Consider the following 17,931-nt stretch of genomic DNA (forward strand, 5'->3'; position numbering starts at 1 on the left):
CGCGTCCCTATGTTCTATATTCCTCCGCCACTCAGATCATATTTTCCCGTGATCTCTTCCCCGGCGGCGTTCCACAGGGTCACCGGACCCAGGTCCAAACGATCGGATTCCATGCGGTTGTCGATCTCCGCAGAGACAAGAAAGCGCTCTTTTTGCGGAAGTTCCAGGCGGTACCGCAACCCATCCGGCGCAACGGTGATATTTGCAATCTGCCGTCCCGTGTTTCTTCCGCCATAGAGCAGGTACTTTCTGCCGCCGCTATGCGCATGACTCATATCCCTTCCTCATTTTCATACAGAGCATAATACAGGAGGGGGCGGAAGTCTGTGCACTTCCGCCCCCTCCTTTCCGTGTCGATTGGTCCCGGCGCCCGGGGCGCTTTTTTATTCCCCGGGTTCTCTGGGCCGGAGGAGCCCCTCCAGGGGGGACACCGCGCCGTCGGTGGCGGCGGAGAGCAGATAGCCGTAGATGCGGCCCTTCTGCTCCTCGTACAGATCCAGCTTCTGGTAGAGCTCCTTGTACGCGGCAAAGGTCTCCTTCTTGGTCCGGATCAGCCGCCGCAGGCCGGTCTGGGTGTTGACCAGGCTGTCCTCCCGCTTGCGGTAGTAGTACACCGCCCGGGGCACCGCCGCGATGAGCCGGGCGTACTGGATGTACTCCAGGTTGAACAGGAAGTCCTCGCACCAGGCCATCCGGCGGTCGCAGCGCAGACGGTTGGCCTCCACAGTGCTGCGGCGGTAGAGCTTGTTCCACAGCACGCCGTAGTAGTAGTTGGCCGGGGCCTTCACCATTTGCTCGGCAAACTCCCGGCGGGTCATGACGCCGCCGGTCTTGATGTGGCCGCGCCGGGCCTGCCGCTCCCCGGCCACCCGGTAAAAGTGGGCGATCACCAGGTCGCAGCCGGTAATCTCCGCGGCCCGGACGAAGGTCTCGGTGGCGTCGGGGGCAAGCCAGTCGTCCCCGTCGGCAAACTGGAGGTACTTGCCCTCGGCCAGGTCCATGGCCTGATTCCGGGCGTCGGACACGCCGCTGTTGGACTTGTGCAGGGCGATAAAGCGGCTGTCGGCGGCCGCCGCCCGGTCACACAGGGCGGCGGAGCCGTCGGTACTGCCGTCGTCCACCAGAAAGCACTGGAAATTGGAGTAGCTCTGGGTCCGGATGCTCTCTACGCACTGCTCCAGGTAGGGCGCCACGTTGTAGACCGGAACGATGATGCTGACCAGGGGCTGATTCACGGCTCAGGGTCCCGGTTCAGGCGGCCGTCTCAGGCGCGGCGGTCTCCATCCCCAGCTCCTCGAAGGGCACCACAACGGCGCCGGCGGGGGGCTCCACGGCGGGGGTCTTGTCGGTGGTCTTGTAGTCGCCGGAGATGGTCATGTTCATGCTCATCAGGCCCAGCATATCCATCTTCATCTCGGCGGTCATGTGGTTTTTCTCATCCATGCCCATGGTCATGGTCATGACCTCAGTGGTCTCGCCGGTCTCGGCGCCGGTGACCATGGTCATCTTGATGTCCATGGCGTAGCCCACCACCTTGTCGTTCTTGGTGTTCAGGGTGAAGGACAGGGTCATGTCGGCGCCGTCCTGGGTATAGGTGTAGGCGGTGGTGTAGTCGCTGCCGTTCTTCTGGAAGCCCTCGTCGGAGAGCAGCTTGGCGGCGGAATCCACCAGGCCGGCGACGGTGGCGTAGGCGGTGTCCTTATCGGACAGGTCGGCGCTCTGGAGCATGGCCTCCAGCATGGCGGAGGCGTCCAGGGTCTTAGACAGGTCCATCAGCTCGGCGTAGTCCATGCCCAGTTGCTCAAACAGGGCGCCCATATCCATGGAGTACCAGGTGTCGGCGGGCAGGCCCAGGGCCTCCAGCGCTTCGCCGGTAAAGGTCATGTACAGCATGCCCTTGTCCATGTCCATGCGCATCTCCAGGCCGACGCCCTTCTCCTTCAGGGCGGTCAGCAGAGCCTGCTCCTCGGCGGTCGGCGCGGCGGGCTCCTCGCTGGTGCCGGCGGCGGCCAGGGCGGACAGGTCGGCCATGAGCTCCTCCAGGTCCAGCTTCATGTTCATGGACATCTGGGCCTTGACGGCGTCCGCCACCACGCCCTCCAGGGTGCCGTCCACGGTGGCGGGGCCCATGCCCATCATGCTCAGGTCAGCGTCAAAGTCGGCGGTCACGGCCCAGGCGCCCTCGTTGAACTGCCGGCTGTACTCCAAGTATTTGGCCAGGATGGTGTACTCCTTGCCCGCCTTGGCGCTGCCCAGCAGCTTCTCGGTGTCCACGATGACGGCCGTCTGGTCGTCCTGATCCCAGCCCACGGCGCAGCCGAAGGCCTGGGCGGCGAAGCGGACGGGCACATAGGTGCGCCAGGTGGCGGAATCCACATAGGGCGCCACGTCCATGGTGATGACGGTGGCGGTCTCACCCTCGGTGAGGGTGGCCTCGGCGGAGCCGATGGTCATGGTCAGGGTCTTGCCGTCCCGAGCGGCGGTGATGACGTCGCCCTCGTTGGACACCTCGGCGCCCATGGCCTCAAACACGGCGCGGAAGGGCAGGAAGGTGCGCTGGTCCTTCACCTGGGGCACGGCGTCGGTAAAGGTCAGGTTCTGGCCGTCCAGTTGAACGGCGATGGTCTGCTCGGCGGCGGGGGCGGGGCTGACAGGGGGCTCCTCCCCCTCGGCCGCCAGGGCGGCGGTGGACAGGCCCAGGGTCAGGACCAGGGCAGTCCCCATGGCGAGGACCCGCTTCAGGGTATGCTTCATGGTAATTCTTCCTCCTTGATGAATGCATTTGGTCTTTTATTTTGAATCAAACTGATTGATTCCACCGGGTGATACAATAGAAACGACGCAGCGCTCTGAAATATGACAGGCGCGGGCCCTTTTTTTCTTTCCAAAAAAGGATTATACCAGCATCTCCGCTCCACCGCAACCCATCGGAAGCGGCCATTTTTTGTATTCACTGCTCTTCCCCTTGCCTTCGGCGCCTTTTTGCTGATCGTTAACACAATTAAACCATTTACATGTGCTAAAATCAAGTAAATTTCTGGCACACGGGCCCGCCCTGCCTTCTCTCTTGTCGGGCGGGGCGAAAACTGATATAATAAAATGATTTTTGGGAGGAGATGCTCTTATGACCTACAAAGAGGAATTCATCACGTTCATGGTCCGCGCTGGCGTGCTCACCTTTGGGGATTTTGTCACCAAGTCCGGCCGCAAAACCCCCTATTTCATCAACACCGGCAACTATAAGACCGGCGCCCAGGCCGCCCAGTTGGGCGACTACTATGCCGCTTGCATCCAGGAGCATCTGCCCGACGGGGTGGACTGTCTCTTCGGCCCCGCCTACAAGGGCATCCCGCTGGCGGTGGCCGCCGCCTCCAGCCTGTACCGGAATTACGGCCGGGACCTGCCCTACTGCTTCAACCGCAAGGAGGCCAAGGACCACGGCGAGGGGGGCTCCATGGTGGGCTACAAGCCCCAGGACGGGGACCGGGTGGTCATCGTGGAGGACGTGGTCACCGCCGGCACCGCCGTGCGGGAGTCCCTGGCGCTCTTTCAGGCTCTGGGCGACCTGAAGGTCACCGCTCTCATCGTCTCGGTGGACCGGATGGAGCGGGGCACCCGGGACTGCTCCACCCTGGACGAGCTGCGCGCCGACCACGGCATCGCCGTCTACCCCATCGTCACCGTCGGGGAGATTCTCGCCTTCCTGCACAACCGGGAGATCGACGGCCGGGTGTATATCGACGACGCCATGAAGGCGCGCATGGAGGCCTATCTGGCGGAATACGGCCCCCGGGCTTAAGGGCTTCCGCCGAACAATCCACGCGCAGAAGAGGGGTGCCAGCATGGGTGTCCACGACGGCCACCGCAAGCGGCTGAAAACACAATTTCTCATCCATGGGGAGGATTTCCACGACCACCAGCTCCTGGAGCTGCTGCTGTGCTATGCCATTCCCCAAGGGGACGTGAACGGCCTGGCCCACGCCCTGCTGGACCAGTTCGGCTCTCTGGCCGGAGTGTTCGACGCCCTGCCCCCCTCCCTCACGCGGGTGGACGGGGTAGGGGAGCACACCGCCGTCCTTCTCAAGCTCATCCCCAAGCTGGCCGGCCGCTACTCCACCATCCGCAGCTCTCCGGGGGACATTCTGGCCTCCAGCCGGGCCGCCCGGGACTACCTGCTGCCCTACTTCCAGACGGGTCCCCGGAACGAGATGGTCTACCTGGTGTGCATGGATGCCAAGTACAAGGTGCTGGGCTGCCACAAGCTGGGGGAGGGCACGGTGAACGCCGCCGACATCACCCCCCGCCGGGTGGTGGAGCTGGCCCTGGCCCACAACGCCTCCGCCGTCCTCCTGGCCCACAACCACGTCTCAGGCCTGGCCCTCCCCTCCAACGCCGACCTGCTCACCACTGAAACGCTCGCCCGGGTGCTGCGGGAGGTGGGGGTGGAGCTGGCCGACCACCTGATCTTTACCGAGGACGACATGGTCTCCCTGAAGGATAGCGGCCTGCTGAACGGGTATCCTAACCCATACTGAGGGCCGGAGCATCGGTGGATTTTTCCGGTCCCCTCTTGATTTAGAACAAATGTTTTGATATGATATCGAATAGATGTACGATGCCCCGTTGAACGCCGGCCCCGGTACGGGGTCCGGCGCGGGGAAGGAGGTCGGAACCGCATGCCCGATTTTCACGTTGTCTCCCCTTATCAGCCCGCCGGCGACCAGCCGCAGGCCATTGAGGCCCTGGCCAAGGGCGTGGAGCTGGGGCTGACCGAGCAGACTCTGCTGGGGGTCACCGGCTCGGGCAAGACCTTCACCATGGCCAAGGTCATCGAGCAGGTCCAGCGGCCCACCCTGGTGCTGGCCCACAACAAGACCCTGGCCGCCCAGCTCTGCGCCGAGTTCAAGGAGTTCTTTCCCGATAACGCGGTGGAGTATTTCGTCTCCTACTACGACTACTACCAGCCCGAGGCCTATATCCCCCACACCGACACCTTCATTGAGAAGGACTCGGCGGTGAACGACGAGATCGACCGGCTGCGCCTCAGCGCCACCGCCTCCCTCATCGAGCGGCGGGACGTGATCGTGGTGTCGTCGGTGTCCTGCATCTACGGACTGGGCGAGCCCGACGACTACGCCAAGATGATGGTCCCCCTGCGGGTGGGGGACGAGTTTCCCCGGGATGAGCTGCTGCGCCGCCTGGTGGAGATCCGTTACGAGCGCAACGACATCGCCTTCGAGCGGAATATGTTCCGGGTCCGGGGAGACACGGTGGAGATCTGGCCGGCCTACTTCAAAGACACCGCCATCCGGGTGGAGTACTTTGGGGACGAGATCGACCGGCTCAGCGAAATCAACGTGGTCACCGGCACTCCCATCCGGCGTCTGGAGCATCTGCCCATCTTTCCCGCCAGCCACTACATCACCCCCAAGGAGAAAATGGACGCCGCCATCCAGGAGATCTACCGGGAGCTGGAGGAGCGGGTGGCCTTCTTCGAGGAGCGCAATATGCTGGTGGAGGCCCAGCGCATCAAGCAGCGCACCCTGTACGACATCGAGATGATGCAGGAGCTGGGCTATTGCTCCGGCATCGAGAACTACTCCCGGCCCATCGCCGGGCGGCCGGTGGGCTCCGCCCCCATGACGCTGATGGACTACTTCCCCGACGATTTTCTGATGTTCATCGACGAGAGCCACGTCACCCTGCCCCAGGTTCGGGCTATGTATAACGGCGACCGGGCCCGCAAGACCACTCTGGTGGACTACGGCTTCCGTCTACCCTGCGCGTTTGATAACCGTCCGTTGAAATTTGACGAATTTGAACAGCGAGTAAACCAGGTGGTCTACGTCTCCGCCACTCCCGGCGACTACGAGCGGGAGCGCTCCGGCCAGATCGTGGAGCAGGTCATCCGGCCCACCGGCCTGCTGGACCCTAGGGTGGAGATCCGCCCGGTGGAGGGCCAGATCGACGATCTGATCGGGGAGATCAACGACCGGGTGGCGCGGAAGGAGCGGGTGCTGGTCACCACCCTGACCAAGCGGATGGCCGAGGACCTGACCGCCTACCTGAAAAACGCGGGGATTCAGGTGCAGTACATGCACCACGACATCGACACCATCGAGCGGCAGGAGATCATCCGGGACCTGCGGCTGGGGACCTATGACGTGCTGGTGGGCATCAACCTGCTGCGGGAGGGTCTGGACCTGCCGGAGGTCAGCCTGGTGGCCATTCTGGACGCCGACAAGGAGGGCTTTCTCCGCTCGGAGACCTCCCTCATCCAGACCATCGGCCGGGCGGCCCGGAACGCCGACGGCCTGGTGGTCATGTACGCCGACGCCGTCACCCCCTCCATGCGCCGTGCCATGGACGAGACCGAGCGCCGCCGGGCCAAGCAGGACGCATTCAACCAGGCCCACGGCATCGTGCCCAAGACCATCATCAAGTCGGTCCGGGACGTCATCGAGCTGTCGGCGGAGGAAGAGGAGACCGAGCAGCTCATGCGCCGCAAGACCAGCTTGACCAAGAAGGAGCGGGACGCCGCCATTGAGAAGCTGGAAAGAGAGATGCGGGAGGCCAGCAAGCGGCTGGAGTTCGAGTACGCCGCCGTATTGCGCGACCGCATCATCGAGCTCAGAGGGAGGTAAGCATGTCCCAGTGGAGCACCCTGACCCGGTTTCAGCGGGTCCTGCTGATCGCTCTGACCGCCCTGCTGGCGGTCTTTACCGTCGTCTACCCCGTCCTCAGCCGCCGGAAGGGCATTCAATATCGGGACGCCCTGCTGCTCTGGTCCGCCCAGGGGGAAAACGACGTCTACGCCGGCCGGGTGGACGGGGCGCGAACCGTCTTTACCGTCGCTCCGGACGGGACCATTCAGTACCGCCGCGGCGATACCGACTACGGCCCCTATACCGTCGCCCTGGACCCCTCCGCCGTCCCCCGGGACAGCGACATGGCCGATGTGCTCACCGGGGTGGAGGTCCGCGACGGAGCGGATATCCTTTTCCGGGGCGGCTGGTATAACAGCAGCTTCCCTCTCCTGGTGGACGAAAACGGCGCGATGGAGCCCCTCTTCTCCCTCTCCGTCCATACTTCTTCCGGCAAGGTCTACGGCCCCGACGGGCAGGCCCTCGCCCCCTCCTACGAGCCCACTGCTTCCTTCCTCCTCCAACTGGCGCTGGAGCCCCCTCTCACCCACCGGGGCGAGCTCTACGCCTATTTTACCGGCACCCTGCTGGCCGTTGTGGGTATCGTCTCCATCCTGTTTGCCGACCGGCTCTTCCGCTGGGACCTCAGCTTCCGCATCCGGGACCCGGAGGGGGCCGAGCCCTCGGAGTGGGAGATCTTCACCCGTTACCTGGGCTGGATCGTCTGCACGGCGGGGGCTCTGATCGTCTATCTGATGGGCGCTTTCGCCATTGTCTGACCCCATTTTTCCTTCGTGCGAAGATAAAGGAGTAACAAATCTATGCTCGACCACATTTCCGTCAAGGGCGCCCGCGCCAACAACCTGAAAAACATCGACGTGACCATCCCCAGGGACAAGCTGGTGGTGCTGACCGGCCTGTCCGGCTCGGGCAAGTCCTCCCTGGCCTTTGACACCATCTACGCCGAGGGGCAGCGCCGCTACGTGGAGTCCCTGTCCTCCTATGCCCGGATGTTCCTGGGCCAGATGGAGAAGCCCGACGTGGACTACATCGACGGCCTCTCCCCCGCCATCTCCATCGACCAGAAGACCACCTCCAAAAACCCCCGCTCCACCGTGGGCACCGTCACCGAGATCTACGACTACCTCCGCCTGCTGTGGGCCCGGGTGGGCACTCCCCACTGTCCCAAGTGCGGCAAGGAGATCCGGCAGCAGACCGTGGACCAGATCATCGACCAGGTGATGGCCCTGCCCCCGGCCACCCGCATCCAGGTCATGGCCCCCGTCATCCGGGGCAAGAAGGGCGAGCACCTGAAGATCTTCGAGGACGCCCGCAAGTCCGGCTACGTCCGGGTGCGGGCCGACGGGTCCATCTACGACCTGACGGAGGAGATCCGGCTGGATAAGAATAAAAAGCACAACATCGAGGTGGTGGTGGACCGCCTGGTCATCAAGGAGGACATGGCCCGCCGCCTCACCGACTCGGTGGAGATCGCCGCCAACCTGTCCGGCGGCCTGGTGGTGGTCAACATCGTGGGGGAGGACCGGGACATCCTCTTCTCCCAGAACTACGCCTGCGAGGACTGCGGCATCTCCATCGAGGAGCTCTCCCCCCGGATGTTCTCCTTCAACAACCCCTTTGGGGCCTGCCCCACCTGCACCGGCCTGGGGGCTCAGCTCAAGGTGGACCCGGCCCTCATCATCCCCAACCCCGGTCTCTCCATTCTGGAGGGGGCCATCACCGCCTCGGGCTGGAACAACGTCAAGTCCGACTCCATCTCCCGCATGTATTTCGAGGCCCTGGCCCAGAAGTACAAATTCAAGCTGAACACCCCGGTGAAGGACCTGCCGCCGGAGGTGCTGGACGTCATTCTGTACGGCACCAAGGGGGAGAAGCTGAAGCTGACCTACGACCGGGCCAACGGCCAGGGGACGCTGTACCAGGCCTTCGAGGGCGTGGTGAACAACCTGGAGCGCCGCTACCGGGAGACCCAGTCCGACGGGATGCGCCGGGAGCTGGAGGAGTGCATGACCGAGCGGCCCTGTCCCGACTGCGGCGGCAAACGGCTGCGGAAGGAGGCCCTGGCGGTCACCGTGGGGGGCATCAGCATCTACGCGTTCTGCCAGAAGCCGGTGACCGAGGCCCTGGCCTTCGTGGACGCGCTGGAGCTCTCTGCCCAGAAGATGCTCATCGCCGCGCGCATTTTGAAGGAGATCAAGAGCCGGCTGGGCTTTCTCCAGTCGGTGGGCCTACAGTACCTGACCCTGAACCGGGCGGCCGCCTCCCTGTCCGGCGGCGAGAGCCAGCGCATCCGCCTGGCTACCCAGATCGGCTCCTCTCTGATGGGGGTGCTGTATATCTTGGACGAGCCCTCCATCGGCCTGCACCAGCGGGACAACGACAAGCTGCTGGCCACCCTCAAGCACCTGCGGGACCTGGGCAACACCCTTCTGGTGGTGGAGCACGACGAGGACACCATGCGCCAGGCCGACTATATCGTGGACATCGGCCCCGGGGCCGGGGTCCACGGCGGACAGGTGGTGGCCTGCGGCACCGCCGAGGAGGTCATGAACACCCCCGGCTCCATCACCGGCGACTACCTGTCCGGGCGCAAAACGATTCCCGTCCCTGCCCAGCGGCGGGCGGGCAACGGCCACACGCTCACCATCCGGGGGGCGGCGGAAAACAACCTGCGGCACGTGGACGTTTCCATTCCCCTAGGCACCTTCACCTGCGTCACCGGCGTGTCCGGCTCGGGCAAGTCCTCCCTCATCAACGAGATCCTCTACAAAAGGCTGGGGGCCGACCTGAACCGGGTCAAGGTCCGCCCGGGCAAGCACGACTCCATCGAGGGCGAGGAGTTTTTGGACAAGGTCATCAACATCGACCAGTCCCCCATCGGCCGCACCCCCCGGTCCAACCCGGCCACCTACACCGGGCTGTTCAACGACATTCGGGACCTGTTCGCCACCACGGCCGACGCCAAGGCCCGCGGCTATGGGCCCGGCCGGTTCTCCTTCAACGTCCGAGGCGGCCGGTGCGAGGCCTGCGCCGGCGACGGCCTCATTAAGATCGAGATGCACTTCCTCCCCGATATCTATGTGCCCTGCGAGGTCTGCAAGGGCAAGCGCTACAACCGGGAGACCCTGGAGGTGCGCTACAAGGGCAAGAACATCTATGAGGTGCTGGAGATGACGGTGGAGGAGGCCCTGGGCTTCTTCGAGCACCTGCCCAGGCTGTACAACAAGCTCCAGACCCTGTACGAGGTGGGCCTGAGCTACGTCAAGCTGGGTCAGCCCTCCACCGAGCTGTCCGGCGGCGAGGCCCAGCGGGTCAAGCTGGCCACCGAGCTGGCCAAGCGCTCCACGGGTAAGACCATCTATATTCTGGACGAGCCCACCACCGGCCTGCACACCGCCGACGTCCACAAGCTCATCGAGGTGCTCCAGAAGCTGGTGGACGCGGGCAACAGCGTGGTGGTCATCGAGCACAATCTGGACGTCATCAAGACGGCGGATCATATTATCGACCTGGGCCCCGAGGGCGGCGACGGCGGCGGCGGCATCGTCTGCACCGGCACCCCCGAGGAGGTGGCCCAGTGCAGCGCCTCCTACACCGGCCGCTACCTCAAGCGCATGCTGTAGGGGCTGGGTCCTCCTCCAAATTTTTATGAAATCTTCCTGTTATACCCCCGCCGCTTATGGTAGAATAAAGGTACCCTTTCTGCCGATGAGGTGACACACTTGGATTTTGCACAGTGGCTGACGGAAAATCCCGCCGGCGAGCTTTTCTATACCTTTCTCATCGCCATGCTCCCGGTGGTGGAGCTGCGGGGCGCCATTCCCGTGGGCGTGGGGATGCTGGGGCGCAGCGCCCTGCCCTCGGTGTACCTGGCCGCCGTGCTGGGCAACATGCTCCCCGTACCCTTCATCATCGTCTATATCCGCCGCATCTTCCAGTGGCTGCGCAGGCGCAGCCGCCGCCTGGACGGCCTGGTGACCCGTCTGGAGACCAAAGCCCACCTGAAGGGCCGGATGGTCACTCGGTACAAGTACCTGGGGCTTTGCATCCTGGTGGCCATTCCTCTGCCCGGCACCGGGGCCTGGACCGGAGCTCTGGTGGCCGCCTTCTTGGATATGCGGCTGCGCAGCGCCGTGCCCGCTATTTTCCTGGGCGTGGTCATCGCCGGGATTCTGGTATCCCTGGTCACCGGCGGCGTGATCGCGGCATTTTTTTAAGGGATTGCCGCATAATTCAACGCGTGCAGATTGGAGCGAAAATTTCTGCCTCAAAAAGGCGCAAAACCACAGGAATACTTTGTGTATTGCAAGGTTTTGCAACGCATTTGTGGGGCAAATTGGCCGCCAAGACGTGTGTGGGGAATTGTGCGGTGATGCCTTAACAAACGCCCCCTTTTCCGCATAGAATGGCGCGGAGGTGGGTATTGTGCTGCAAGCAATCGTGGAAATTCTGCTGTCCCTTCTGGCCGTTTTCGGGCTGCTCTGTCTGAGCTGGCTGCTCTTCGGGCGGCTGCTCTCCCCCGCGTCCTGGTCCGCCCCGGCCTATGCCGTGGTGCCTGCCCGGGGGGATGGAGCCGGTCTGGAGCAGACGGTGAAGGGACTTTTGTGGCTCCGGGCGGGCCATCTGGAGCGCTTCACCCTGGTCATCGCCGACGCCGGGCTGGACAGTGAGGGCCGCAGGCTGGCCCGGCTGCTGGCGGACCGGGAACCAGGGGTGCTCCTGTGCCCGCTGGCCGCGCTGCCCGACCGGCTGACGGAGGGCTAACCCAGAACGGGAGGTCGAGTACATATGGAGGAGACCCCGGCGCTGCACAGCATCGACGGGACGGTGGACGCGGTGATCTTCCAGAACGAGGAAAACGGCTACACCGTCCTGCGTCTGGAGGTGGGCGCTCCGGAGCCGGTGACGGTGGTGGGGTGTATCCCCGGCGTGGCGCCCGGCGAAGGACTGACCGTCACCGGCACCTGGGGCCGCCACGCCTCGTACGGGGAGCAGTTCAAGGCCGAATCGGTGGAGCGCCGGGTCCCCGCCGGGGAGAAGGCCATGCTGGAGTACCTGTCCTCCGGCATCCTCAAGGGGGTGGGCGCCGCCACCGCCCGGCGGCTGGTGGAGGAGTTCGGCGCCGACCTTTTCACGGTGCTGGAGGAGCAGCCGGAATTGCTGACCAAAATCAAGGGCATCACCCGGAAGCGGGCCCTGGAGATCGGGGCGTCCTTCCGGCTCCAGATGGGGATGCGGCGGCTGCTGGACTTTCTGTCGGCCAACGGCCTGCCCCTCCAGTTGGGGATGCCCCTCTACCGCCGCTACGGCGTCCAGGCTCTGGAGGTGCTCCGGGACAACCCCTATTTGCTGGTGGACGAGGAGCTGGGGGTGGGCTTTTCCGCCGCCGACCAGTTGGCCCTCCGCCTGGGCATGGAGGGGGACGACCCCCAGCGGTTGGAGGCGGGGCTTCTGTTCGAGCTGTCCCACAACCTGATGAACGGCCACACCTTTTTGCCCCGGCGCAAGCTGCTGTGGGCCACGGGGGCCCTCATCGGCCTGGAGGACGCCGAGCCCCTGGAGGACGCTCTGACCACGCTCGTCGAACGGGGCGAGGTGGTCCGGGAATCCATCGCCGGGGAGGACGCCTGCTATCTGGCCCCCATGCAGGAGGCGGAGGAATACGTGGCCTTCCGCCTGGCCGAGATGGCCGCCCACGAGCTGCTCCCCCCGGCGGGGCTGGACGGACTCATCGGGCGCATCGAGGCCGAGCAGGGCATCACCTATGCTCCCCAGCAGCGGCAGGCGGTGGATCTGGCCGCCCGGTCCCAGGTGATGCTGCTCACCGGCGGCCCCGGCACAGGCAAGACCACCTCCCTGCGGGGGGTGCTGGCTCTCTTCGACGCCCTGGGGCTGGAGACCGCCCTGGCGGCCCCCACCGGCCGTGCGGCCAAGCGCCTGGGGGAGACCTGCGGGGTGGAGGCGCTGACCATCCACCGGCTGCTGGAGACCCAGTTCGACGACCACACCGGCCAGTTGGTCTTCTCCCACTGCGAGGACGATCCCCTCCGGGCCGACGCCGTCATCGTGGACGAGACCTCCATGGTGGATATCTCCCTGATGCGGGCCCTGCTGGCCGCCCTGCGGGGGGACTGCCGCCTGATCCTGGTGGGGGACCCGGACCAGCTCCCCTCGGTGGGGCCGGGCAACCTGCTGTCCGATCTGATCCGCAGCGGGCGGGTGCCCATGGTGCGGCTGACCGAGATCTTCCGTCAGGCCGCCGAGAGCGCCATCGTCATGAACGCCCACAGCGTCAACCGGGGCGAGGTGCCCGACCTGCATAACAACAAAAAGGACTTTTTCTTTCTTCGCCGCCGGGACCCCCAGCGGACGGCGGACACCATTGTGGAGCTGTGCCGGACCCGCCTGCCGGAAAAGATGGGCATACCGGCGGAGCAGATCCAGGTCCTCTCCCCCACCCGCAAGCACACCACCGGCACCCAATCTCTCAACGCCGCCCTCCAGGCGGCCCTGAATCCCCCGGCGGAGGACAAGCCGGAGCGGCGCTTCGGCCCCTTTCTCTTCCGGCAGGGGGACCGGGTGATGCAGGTGCGGAACAACTACGACCTGATGTGGAAGGCGGCGGACGGCCTGAGCTCGGGCCTGGGGGTGTTCAACGGGGATGTGGGCCGCATCACCGGGATCGACCCCCGGGATGAGCGGATCACGGTGGACTTTGAGGGGCGGATCGTGGCGTACACCCCCGACCTGCTGGGCGAGCTGGAGCCCGCCTACGCCATGACCGTCCACAAGGCCCAGGGCAGCGAGTACCGGGCGGTGATCCTGGCGGCCTGTGACGGAGCCCCCATGCTGCTGACCCGGGGGGTGCTCTACACGGCCATCACCCGGGCCCGGGAGCTGTTTATCGTGGTGGGGGACGAGGGCAAGGTGGTCCAGATGGTCCACAACGACCGGCAGCAGCGGCGCTATTCCGGCCTGCGGGCCCGGCTGTCCGCGCCCTAAATGGCCGCCTGTCGGCGTGCAGCATAGTCATCCGCCGCCGAAGCAGCGCTTCTTTCGCGCTGGGCCTTCTGCCTAGCAGTCTCTCCGTGCGGTATCCGCAGCTTATCGTCCATGTAGTCGCTTATAGGCGCTCTAATTCCACGAAGTCCCAGGAACTCGTCCAGCGACAGCCTACCGCCCGCATCCGTGGCGGATAGATCGCCTTTATGGAGGGCAGACTGGGTATTGCCACCGGCGGAGGAATCTGCTATAATGGGGGCAGAAAGAGTAGGCCCTGTCTCTTGGTACGTTCCGCCATTGGCGGGATTGCCGTAGGCGGGGCTTACTCCGGGAGACCCAGTCCTAGCGGGCGGCGGATTTATTCCGTTGACACCGCGGGTGGACGGGTCTCCCTCTTTTTGTATCTCAGTAATGTCGTGGAACACGCGCCCTCGATCAGTGACCTTTGTCTTTACAATCCCGAAGTATACGTCTGTTTCTGTTTTGAACATCACATAGAAATTGTCCCACCCTCCGGTCGCTTCCGGATGGTGCCCGTTATCAACGGTATTCAGCAGGAATACGGTCGGTTCGAGTGTGGTGTTCAAATTTGCTCCCGCTTTGATCTTTGTGGTTTTCAGATCGGCATCCATCCTGCGGACTGGGAAAGCAAATCCTTTCGTTCCGTTTTTGTCAGTATAGACTTTGTGGTCGGCTTCGACATTGAGCACCTTCCCGCGGAATAACCGAATCATGTATTTTCGTATCGCTTAGGATGTGGGAAGGGCGGAGAGTCTTCACTCTCCGCCCTTCCCGTCCCGCGCGATAAAAATTTCCTCCGCGTCCCGCTGCCCCCGGCGCAGACGGTCCGCCGCCGCGCCGAAGTTTTGCTGTGCCATGGCCTCCAATGCCTCTGTGACCGCCCGGAAAAGCCCGAAATACATCTTCCGGTAGAGCACCTCACTCTTATCATCGTCCATACTATCCCTCCATTTTGTAATCACATTATGATTACAAAATTGTACATTATAAACTTTATGATGAACCGCCTTCGGCCGAATAACGGCCGAAGGCGGTTTTTTCAGTCTTGTGCTCTTCCCTCCCGGTACTGCTCCAGGAACGCTTCGTCCTGGATCTCCAGGCCCCGTTCTCCGGCCCGGCCCTCCATGTGGTGGGTGAATTCATGGGCCAGCGTGCCGTAAAGCTCCTCCTCCCAGTCCTCCTGCCGCCAGTTCTCCTGCCGGGCCAGGGCGGCGAAGGAGCCGTAGTACAGATTGATGAACTTTCCCATCATACCGCTGTTGCGGTATTCCCCCATGATGTAGAGCTCCCCCTCCGGGAACTCCGGATCGTGCTTGGCCTCGGGCAGCAGGCAGATGCCCCCATTGAGCTCGTCGTAAAATTCCGGTGGGAACTCCTCGGCCATCCGGTCCAGCAGCTCCCCCGCCTGTTCAAAGGACAGGACCATTTCTATCCCTCCTTGGGCTTCCGCATCGTCAGTGAGATCCGCTTTTTCTTCTCCTCCACCTCCAGCACCCACACCGTGACCACATCCCCCACGGCGCAGACCTCGCTGGGGTGGCGGACCCTCCGCTGGCAGAGCTGGCTGATGTGGACCAGGCCGTCCTGATGGACCCCGACGTCCACAAAGACCCCGAAGTCGATGACGTTGCGCACGGTGCCGGTAAGCTCCATGCCCGGCTTCAGGTCTCTGATCTCCATCACGTCGGTGCGGAGGATGGGCTTGGGCAGCTCGTCCCGGGGGTCCCGGCCGGGCTTCAGCAGCTCCGTCACCAGATCCCGCAGGGTGGGCACCCCCACGCCGCAGGCCGCGGCGGCCCGCTCCTCGCCGTAGGCGGCCACCCGCTCCCGCAGATCCCCGATGGCCCCGGCCTTCACCCCCTTCCGGTCGCAGCCGCACAGCTCCAGCAGCACCTCCGCCGCGGCGTAGCTCTCCGGGTGGACGGCGGTGTTGTCCAGCACGTTTTTGCTCTCCGGCACCCGCAGAAAGCCCGCCGCCTGCTCAAAGGCCTTGGGCCCCAGCTTGGGCACCTTCAAAACCTGTCTGCGGGTAGTAAAGGCCCCGTTCTCCTCCCGGTATTTGACGATGTTTTTGGCGGTGGCGGCGTTGAGCCCCGACACCCGGGTCAGCAGAGGGACGGAGGCGGTGTTCAGATCCACGCCCACGGCGTTGACGCAGTCCTCCACCACGCCGTTGAGGGTCACGTCCAGCCGGGCCTGGGGCATGTCGTGCTGGTACTGGCCCACGCCGATGGCCTTGGGGTCGATCTTCACCAGTTCGGCCAGGGGGTCCTGGAGCCTGCGCGCGATGGACACGGCGGAGCGCAGATTCACGTCGTAGTCGGGGAACTCCTCGGCGGCCAGCTTGGAGGCGGAATACACGCTGGCCCCCGCCTCGTTGACGATCATGTAGGACACCCCGCCCCCCAGACTACGGATGAGCTCCACCGTCATCTGCTCCGTCTCCCGGCTGGCGGTGCCGTTGCCGATGGCGATGTGCTCCACGCCGTGCTTCCGGGCCATCCGGGCCAGCACGTCGATGGCCTCCTGCTTTTTCCGTTCGCTGAAGGTGGGGTAGACCACCGCCGTATCCAGCACCTTGCCGGTGCCGTCCACCACCGCCACCTTGCAGCCGTTGCGGTAGCCGGGGTCCAGGCCCATGGTGACCTTGCCCTTTACCGGCGGCTGCATGAGCAGGGGCTTCAGGTTTAGGCCGAAGTTGCGGATGGCCCCCTCGTTTGCGTGTTCGGTGAGGGTGTTGCGGATCTCCCGCTCCACGCTGGGGGCGATGAGCCGGTCGTAGGCGTCCTCGGCGGCGGAGCGGACAAAGGCCATGGAGGGGGCGCCGGGGACCAGCACCGCCCGGCGGACGGCGATGAGGGCGGTCTCCCGGTCCATGTCCACCGCAGCCTTCAGGAGCTCCTCCCGTTCCCCCCGGTTGATGGCCAGCACCTGGTGGCCCATGGCCCGGCACACCGGGGTACGGAACTGGTAGTAAAGCCGGTACACCGAATCCTCCGGCTCCTTGCCGGCAGCGGAGGAGACCAGGTCCGCCTTCCGCCACCACAGCTCCCGCAGGGCCTTGCGGATGCCCGCGTCGTCGGAGATCCACTCGGCGATGATGTCGCCCGCCCCCTGCAGGGCCTGCTCGGCGCTCTCCACCCCCTTTTCCGGGTCGATGTAAGCCTGGGCGGCCTTCTCCGGGTCGGGGCAGTCCCGCTCCTGGGCGAAGAGGAGCTGGGCCAGGGGCTCCAGCCCCTTTTCCCGTGCGGCGGTGGCCCGGGTGCGCCGCTTCTGCCGGTAGGGGCGGTACAGGTCCTCCACCTCCGCCAGGGTGGCGGCGGCGTCAATGGCGGCGGAGAGCTCCTCCGTCAGCTTGCCCTGTCCCTCGATGGCGGCCTTGACCTCTTCCCGGCGCTTGTCCAGATTGCGCAGGTAGTTCAGCCGGTCGGCCAACGTGCGCAGGGTGGTGTCGTCCATGGTACCGTGGAGCTCCTTGCGGTACCGGGCGATAAAGGGGATGGTGTTTCCCTCGTCGATGAGCTTGACCACGTTTTCCACGTGGACGGCTTCGCGGCCCAGCTCCCGGGCCAGGCTCAGTATGATGGCGTCCATAGGTTACTCCTTTGCAGTGATGTACGGTGTATTTTACCACACTCCGCCCACGAAAAAAAGGACGAGCCGCCCGCCCGTCCCTCTTTTCTCTCACCACGCGCCCTTCAGGGTGGCGAATTCCGCCAGCTTTTTCCCCTCCCAGGGCCGGATCTTGATGGAGCGCACCCGGTTGCCCGCGGGCACGCACAGCCGAAAGGCGGCCAGCTCGGGGGTGCGTTCCATGTCCCCGGTCACGTATAGCAGCACCCGCCGGCCGGTGTACTTCAGCCGGGAGGCATACTCAATAAGAGGGCGGGCCAGCCCTCCCAGATAGGCCGCCCCGCCGAAGATCAGCAGGTCGTAGCCCATGGGGTCGTACTCCAGCCGCCGGGAGGGGTGGTTTACCGTGACGGTGTAACCGGCCTGAGCCAGCGCCTCGGCCAGTGTCTGGGCCGCCAGGCGGTTGCCGCCCCGGTTGGAGGGCTGGTAGATCAGCAGGGCCCTTTTAAAGCCCACGCCGTAGATGGTCTCGTGGGGCTTATGGACCTGGTCCCGCTGATTCAGGACCCGGTAGAGCAGAAGGACCGTCAGGCCCGCCAGCAGCCCGGCAATCAGCACTCCCCATCCCAGCGCCGGCATCGCGCGCCCTCCTTTCCGTTGGTTTTTCTTT

The 17,931-nt window shown here is 64.5% G+C and carries 17 protein-coding genes; 8 read left to right on the plus strand and 9 right to left on the minus strand.

Annotation, left to right across the window (positions count from 1 at the left end):
- Window positions 1–14: 14 nt before the first annotated feature.
- The 4 genes from BN2154_RS13025 to BN2154_RS15875 all read right to left on the minus strand — a co-directional run bounded on the left by BN2154_RS13025 (window position 15) and on the right by BN2154_RS15875 (window position 3,044).
- Window positions 15–275 carry a hypothetical protein gene (locus tag BN2154_RS13025; RefSeq protein WP_050619187.1) on the minus strand — a complete coding sequence of 87 codons (261 nt, stop codon included), beginning with the start codon at window positions 273–275 and terminating at the stop codon, window positions 15–17.
- 108 nt (window positions 276–383) lie between these two features.
- Entirely contained in the window at window positions 384–1,235 is an 852-nt protein-coding gene (locus BN2154_RS13030; protein ID WP_050619188.1) for a glycosyltransferase family 2 protein, read from the minus strand.
- Window positions 1,236–1,251: 16 nt separating this feature from the next.
- Window positions 1,252–2,754 (minus strand): copper amine oxidase N-terminal domain-containing protein, encoded by a 1,503-nt coding sequence (locus tag BN2154_RS16510; protein ID WP_050619189.1) that lies wholly within the window; start codon window positions 2,752–2,754, stop codon window positions 1,252–1,254.
- A complete protein-coding gene (locus tag BN2154_RS15875; RefSeq protein ID WP_154666701.1) occupies window positions 2,751–3,044 on the minus strand; it encodes a hypothetical protein in 294 nt (97 codons plus the stop codon). Before BN2154_RS15875 ends, BN2154_RS16510 begins: the two co-directional genes overlap by 4 nt.
- Window positions 3,045–3,124: 80 nt before the next feature.
- On the opposite strand from BN2154_RS15875, the gene pyrE reads away from it, so the two are divergent.
- From pyrE to recD2, 8 genes are all read left to right on the plus strand, one after another.
- Window positions 3,125–3,799 (plus strand): orotate phosphoribosyltransferase, encoded by a 675-nt coding sequence (gene pyrE / locus BN2154_RS13040; RefSeq protein ID WP_050619190.1) that lies wholly within the window; start codon window positions 3,125–3,127, stop codon window positions 3,797–3,799.
- 43 nt (window positions 3,800–3,842) lie between these two features.
- On the plus strand, window positions 3,843–4,535 hold the full coding sequence (locus BN2154_RS13045; RefSeq protein ID WP_050619191.1) for a JAB domain-containing protein: 693 nt from the start codon (window positions 3,843–3,845) through the stop codon (window positions 4,533–4,535).
- Window positions 4,536–4,676: 141 nt separating this feature from the next.
- Window positions 4,677–6,644 (plus strand): excinuclease ABC subunit UvrB, encoded by a 1,968-nt coding sequence (gene uvrB / locus BN2154_RS13050; protein ID WP_050619192.1) that lies wholly within the window; start codon window positions 4,677–4,679, stop codon window positions 6,642–6,644.
- Window positions 6,645–6,646: 2 nt separating this feature from the next.
- Window positions 6,647–7,423, plus strand: a complete 777-nt coding sequence (locus BN2154_RS13055) for a DUF6199 family natural product biosynthesis protein (protein WP_050619193.1) — start codon at window positions 6,647–6,649, stop codon at window positions 7,421–7,423.
- 42 nt (window positions 7,424–7,465) lie between these two features.
- Window positions 7,466–10,288 (plus strand): excinuclease ABC subunit UvrA, encoded by a 2,823-nt coding sequence (gene uvrA / locus BN2154_RS13060; protein ID WP_050619194.1) that lies wholly within the window; start codon window positions 7,466–7,468, stop codon window positions 10,286–10,288.
- A 99-nt stretch (window positions 10,289–10,387) separates the two neighbouring features.
- Window positions 10,388–10,882, plus strand: coding sequence for a COG2426 family protein (locus tag BN2154_RS13065; protein WP_242853760.1), 495 nt, complete (start codon window positions 10,388–10,390; stop codon window positions 10,880–10,882).
- Window positions 10,883–11,090: 208 nt separating this feature from the next.
- Window positions 11,091–11,429 (plus strand): hypothetical protein, encoded by a 339-nt coding sequence (locus BN2154_RS13070; protein WP_238072852.1) that lies wholly within the window; start codon window positions 11,091–11,093, stop codon window positions 11,427–11,429.
- A gap of 24 nt (window positions 11,430–11,453) precedes the next feature.
- A complete protein-coding gene (gene recD2 / locus BN2154_RS13075; RefSeq protein WP_050619195.1) occupies window positions 11,454–13,667 on the plus strand; it encodes an SF1B family DNA helicase RecD2 in 2,214 nt (737 codons plus the stop codon).
- Here the strand turns inward: recD2 and BN2154_RS13080 are convergent.
- The 5 genes from BN2154_RS13080 to BN2154_RS13100 all read right to left on the minus strand — a co-directional run bounded on the left by BN2154_RS13080 (window position 13,664) and on the right by BN2154_RS13100 (window position 17,900).
- On the minus strand, window positions 13,664–14,377 hold the full coding sequence (locus tag BN2154_RS13080; RefSeq protein ID WP_154666702.1) for a hypothetical protein: 714 nt from the start codon (window positions 14,375–14,377) through the stop codon (window positions 13,664–13,666). The two genes, recD2 and BN2154_RS13080, sit on opposite strands and share 4 nt — an antisense overlap.
- Window positions 14,378–14,443: 66 nt before the next feature.
- Window positions 14,444–14,626: a hypothetical protein gene (locus tag BN2154_RS13085; RefSeq protein ID WP_050619197.1), complete on the minus strand. Its 183-nt coding sequence runs from the start codon at window positions 14,624–14,626 to the stop codon at window positions 14,444–14,446.
- Window positions 14,627–14,727: 101 nt separating this feature from the next.
- Window positions 14,728–15,114, minus strand: a complete 387-nt coding sequence (locus BN2154_RS13090) for a metallopeptidase family protein (RefSeq protein WP_050619198.1) — start codon at window positions 15,112–15,114, stop codon at window positions 14,728–14,730.
- Between the two features lie 2 nt (window positions 15,115–15,116).
- Entirely contained in the window at window positions 15,117–17,282 is a 2,166-nt protein-coding gene (locus BN2154_RS13095) for a Tex family protein (RefSeq protein ID WP_050619199.1), read from the minus strand.
- A gap of 90 nt (window positions 17,283–17,372) precedes the next feature.
- The gene (locus BN2154_RS13100; protein WP_050619200.1) at window positions 17,373–17,900 is read right to left on the minus strand and encodes a flavodoxin family protein; all 528 of its coding nucleotides are present in this window, start codon (window positions 17,898–17,900) and stop codon (window positions 17,373–17,375) included.
- Window positions 17,901–17,931 lie beyond the last annotated feature (31 nt).

This window comes from Intestinimonas massiliensis (ex Afouda et al. 2020), from assembly GCF_001244995.1.
Lineage (GTDB): Bacteria > Bacillota > Clostridia > Oscillospirales > Oscillospiraceae > Intestinimonas > Intestinimonas massiliensis.

Bases quoted from the DNA above. Each gene is read 5' to 3' on its own strand.
- BN2154_RS13025 (WP_050619187.1), bottom strand. From the start codon at position 275: ATGAGTCATGCGCATAGCGGCGGCAGAAAGTACCTGCTCTATGGCGGA.
- BN2154_RS16510 (WP_050619189.1), bottom strand. From the start codon at position 2,754: ATGAAGCATACCCTGAAGCGGGTCCTCGCCATGGGGACTGCCCTGGTC.
- pyrE (WP_050619190.1), top strand. From the start codon at position 3,125: ATGACCTACAAAGAGGAATTCATCACGTTCATGGTCCGCGCTGGCGTG.
- BN2154_RS13045 (WP_050619191.1), top strand. From the start codon at position 3,843: ATGGGTGTCCACGACGGCCACCGCAAGCGGCTGAAAACACAATTTCTC.
- uvrB (WP_050619192.1), top strand. From the start codon at position 4,677: ATGCCCGATTTTCACGTTGTCTCCCCTTATCAGCCCGCCGGCGACCAG.
- BN2154_RS13055 (WP_050619193.1), top strand. From the start codon at position 6,647: ATGTCCCAGTGGAGCACCCTGACCCGGTTTCAGCGGGTCCTGCTGATC.
- uvrA (WP_050619194.1), top strand. From the start codon at position 7,466: ATGCTCGACCACATTTCCGTCAAGGGCGCCCGCGCCAACAACCTGAAA.
- recD2 (WP_050619195.1), top strand. From the start codon at position 11,454: ATGGAGGAGACCCCGGCGCTGCACAGCATCGACGGGACGGTGGACGCG.
- BN2154_RS13085 (WP_050619197.1), bottom strand. From the start codon at position 14,626: ATGGACGATGATAAGAGTGAGGTGCTCTACCGGAAGATGTATTTCGGG.
- BN2154_RS13090 (WP_050619198.1), bottom strand. From the start codon at position 15,114: ATGGTCCTGTCCTTTGAACAGGCGGGGGAGCTGCTGGACCGGATGGCC.
- BN2154_RS13095 (WP_050619199.1), bottom strand. From the start codon at position 17,282: ATGGACGCCATCATACTGAGCCTGGCCCGGGAGCTGGGCCGCGAAGCC.
- BN2154_RS13100 (WP_050619200.1), bottom strand. From the start codon at position 17,900: ATGCCGGCGCTGGGATGGGGAGTGCTGATTGCCGGGCTGCTGGCGGGC.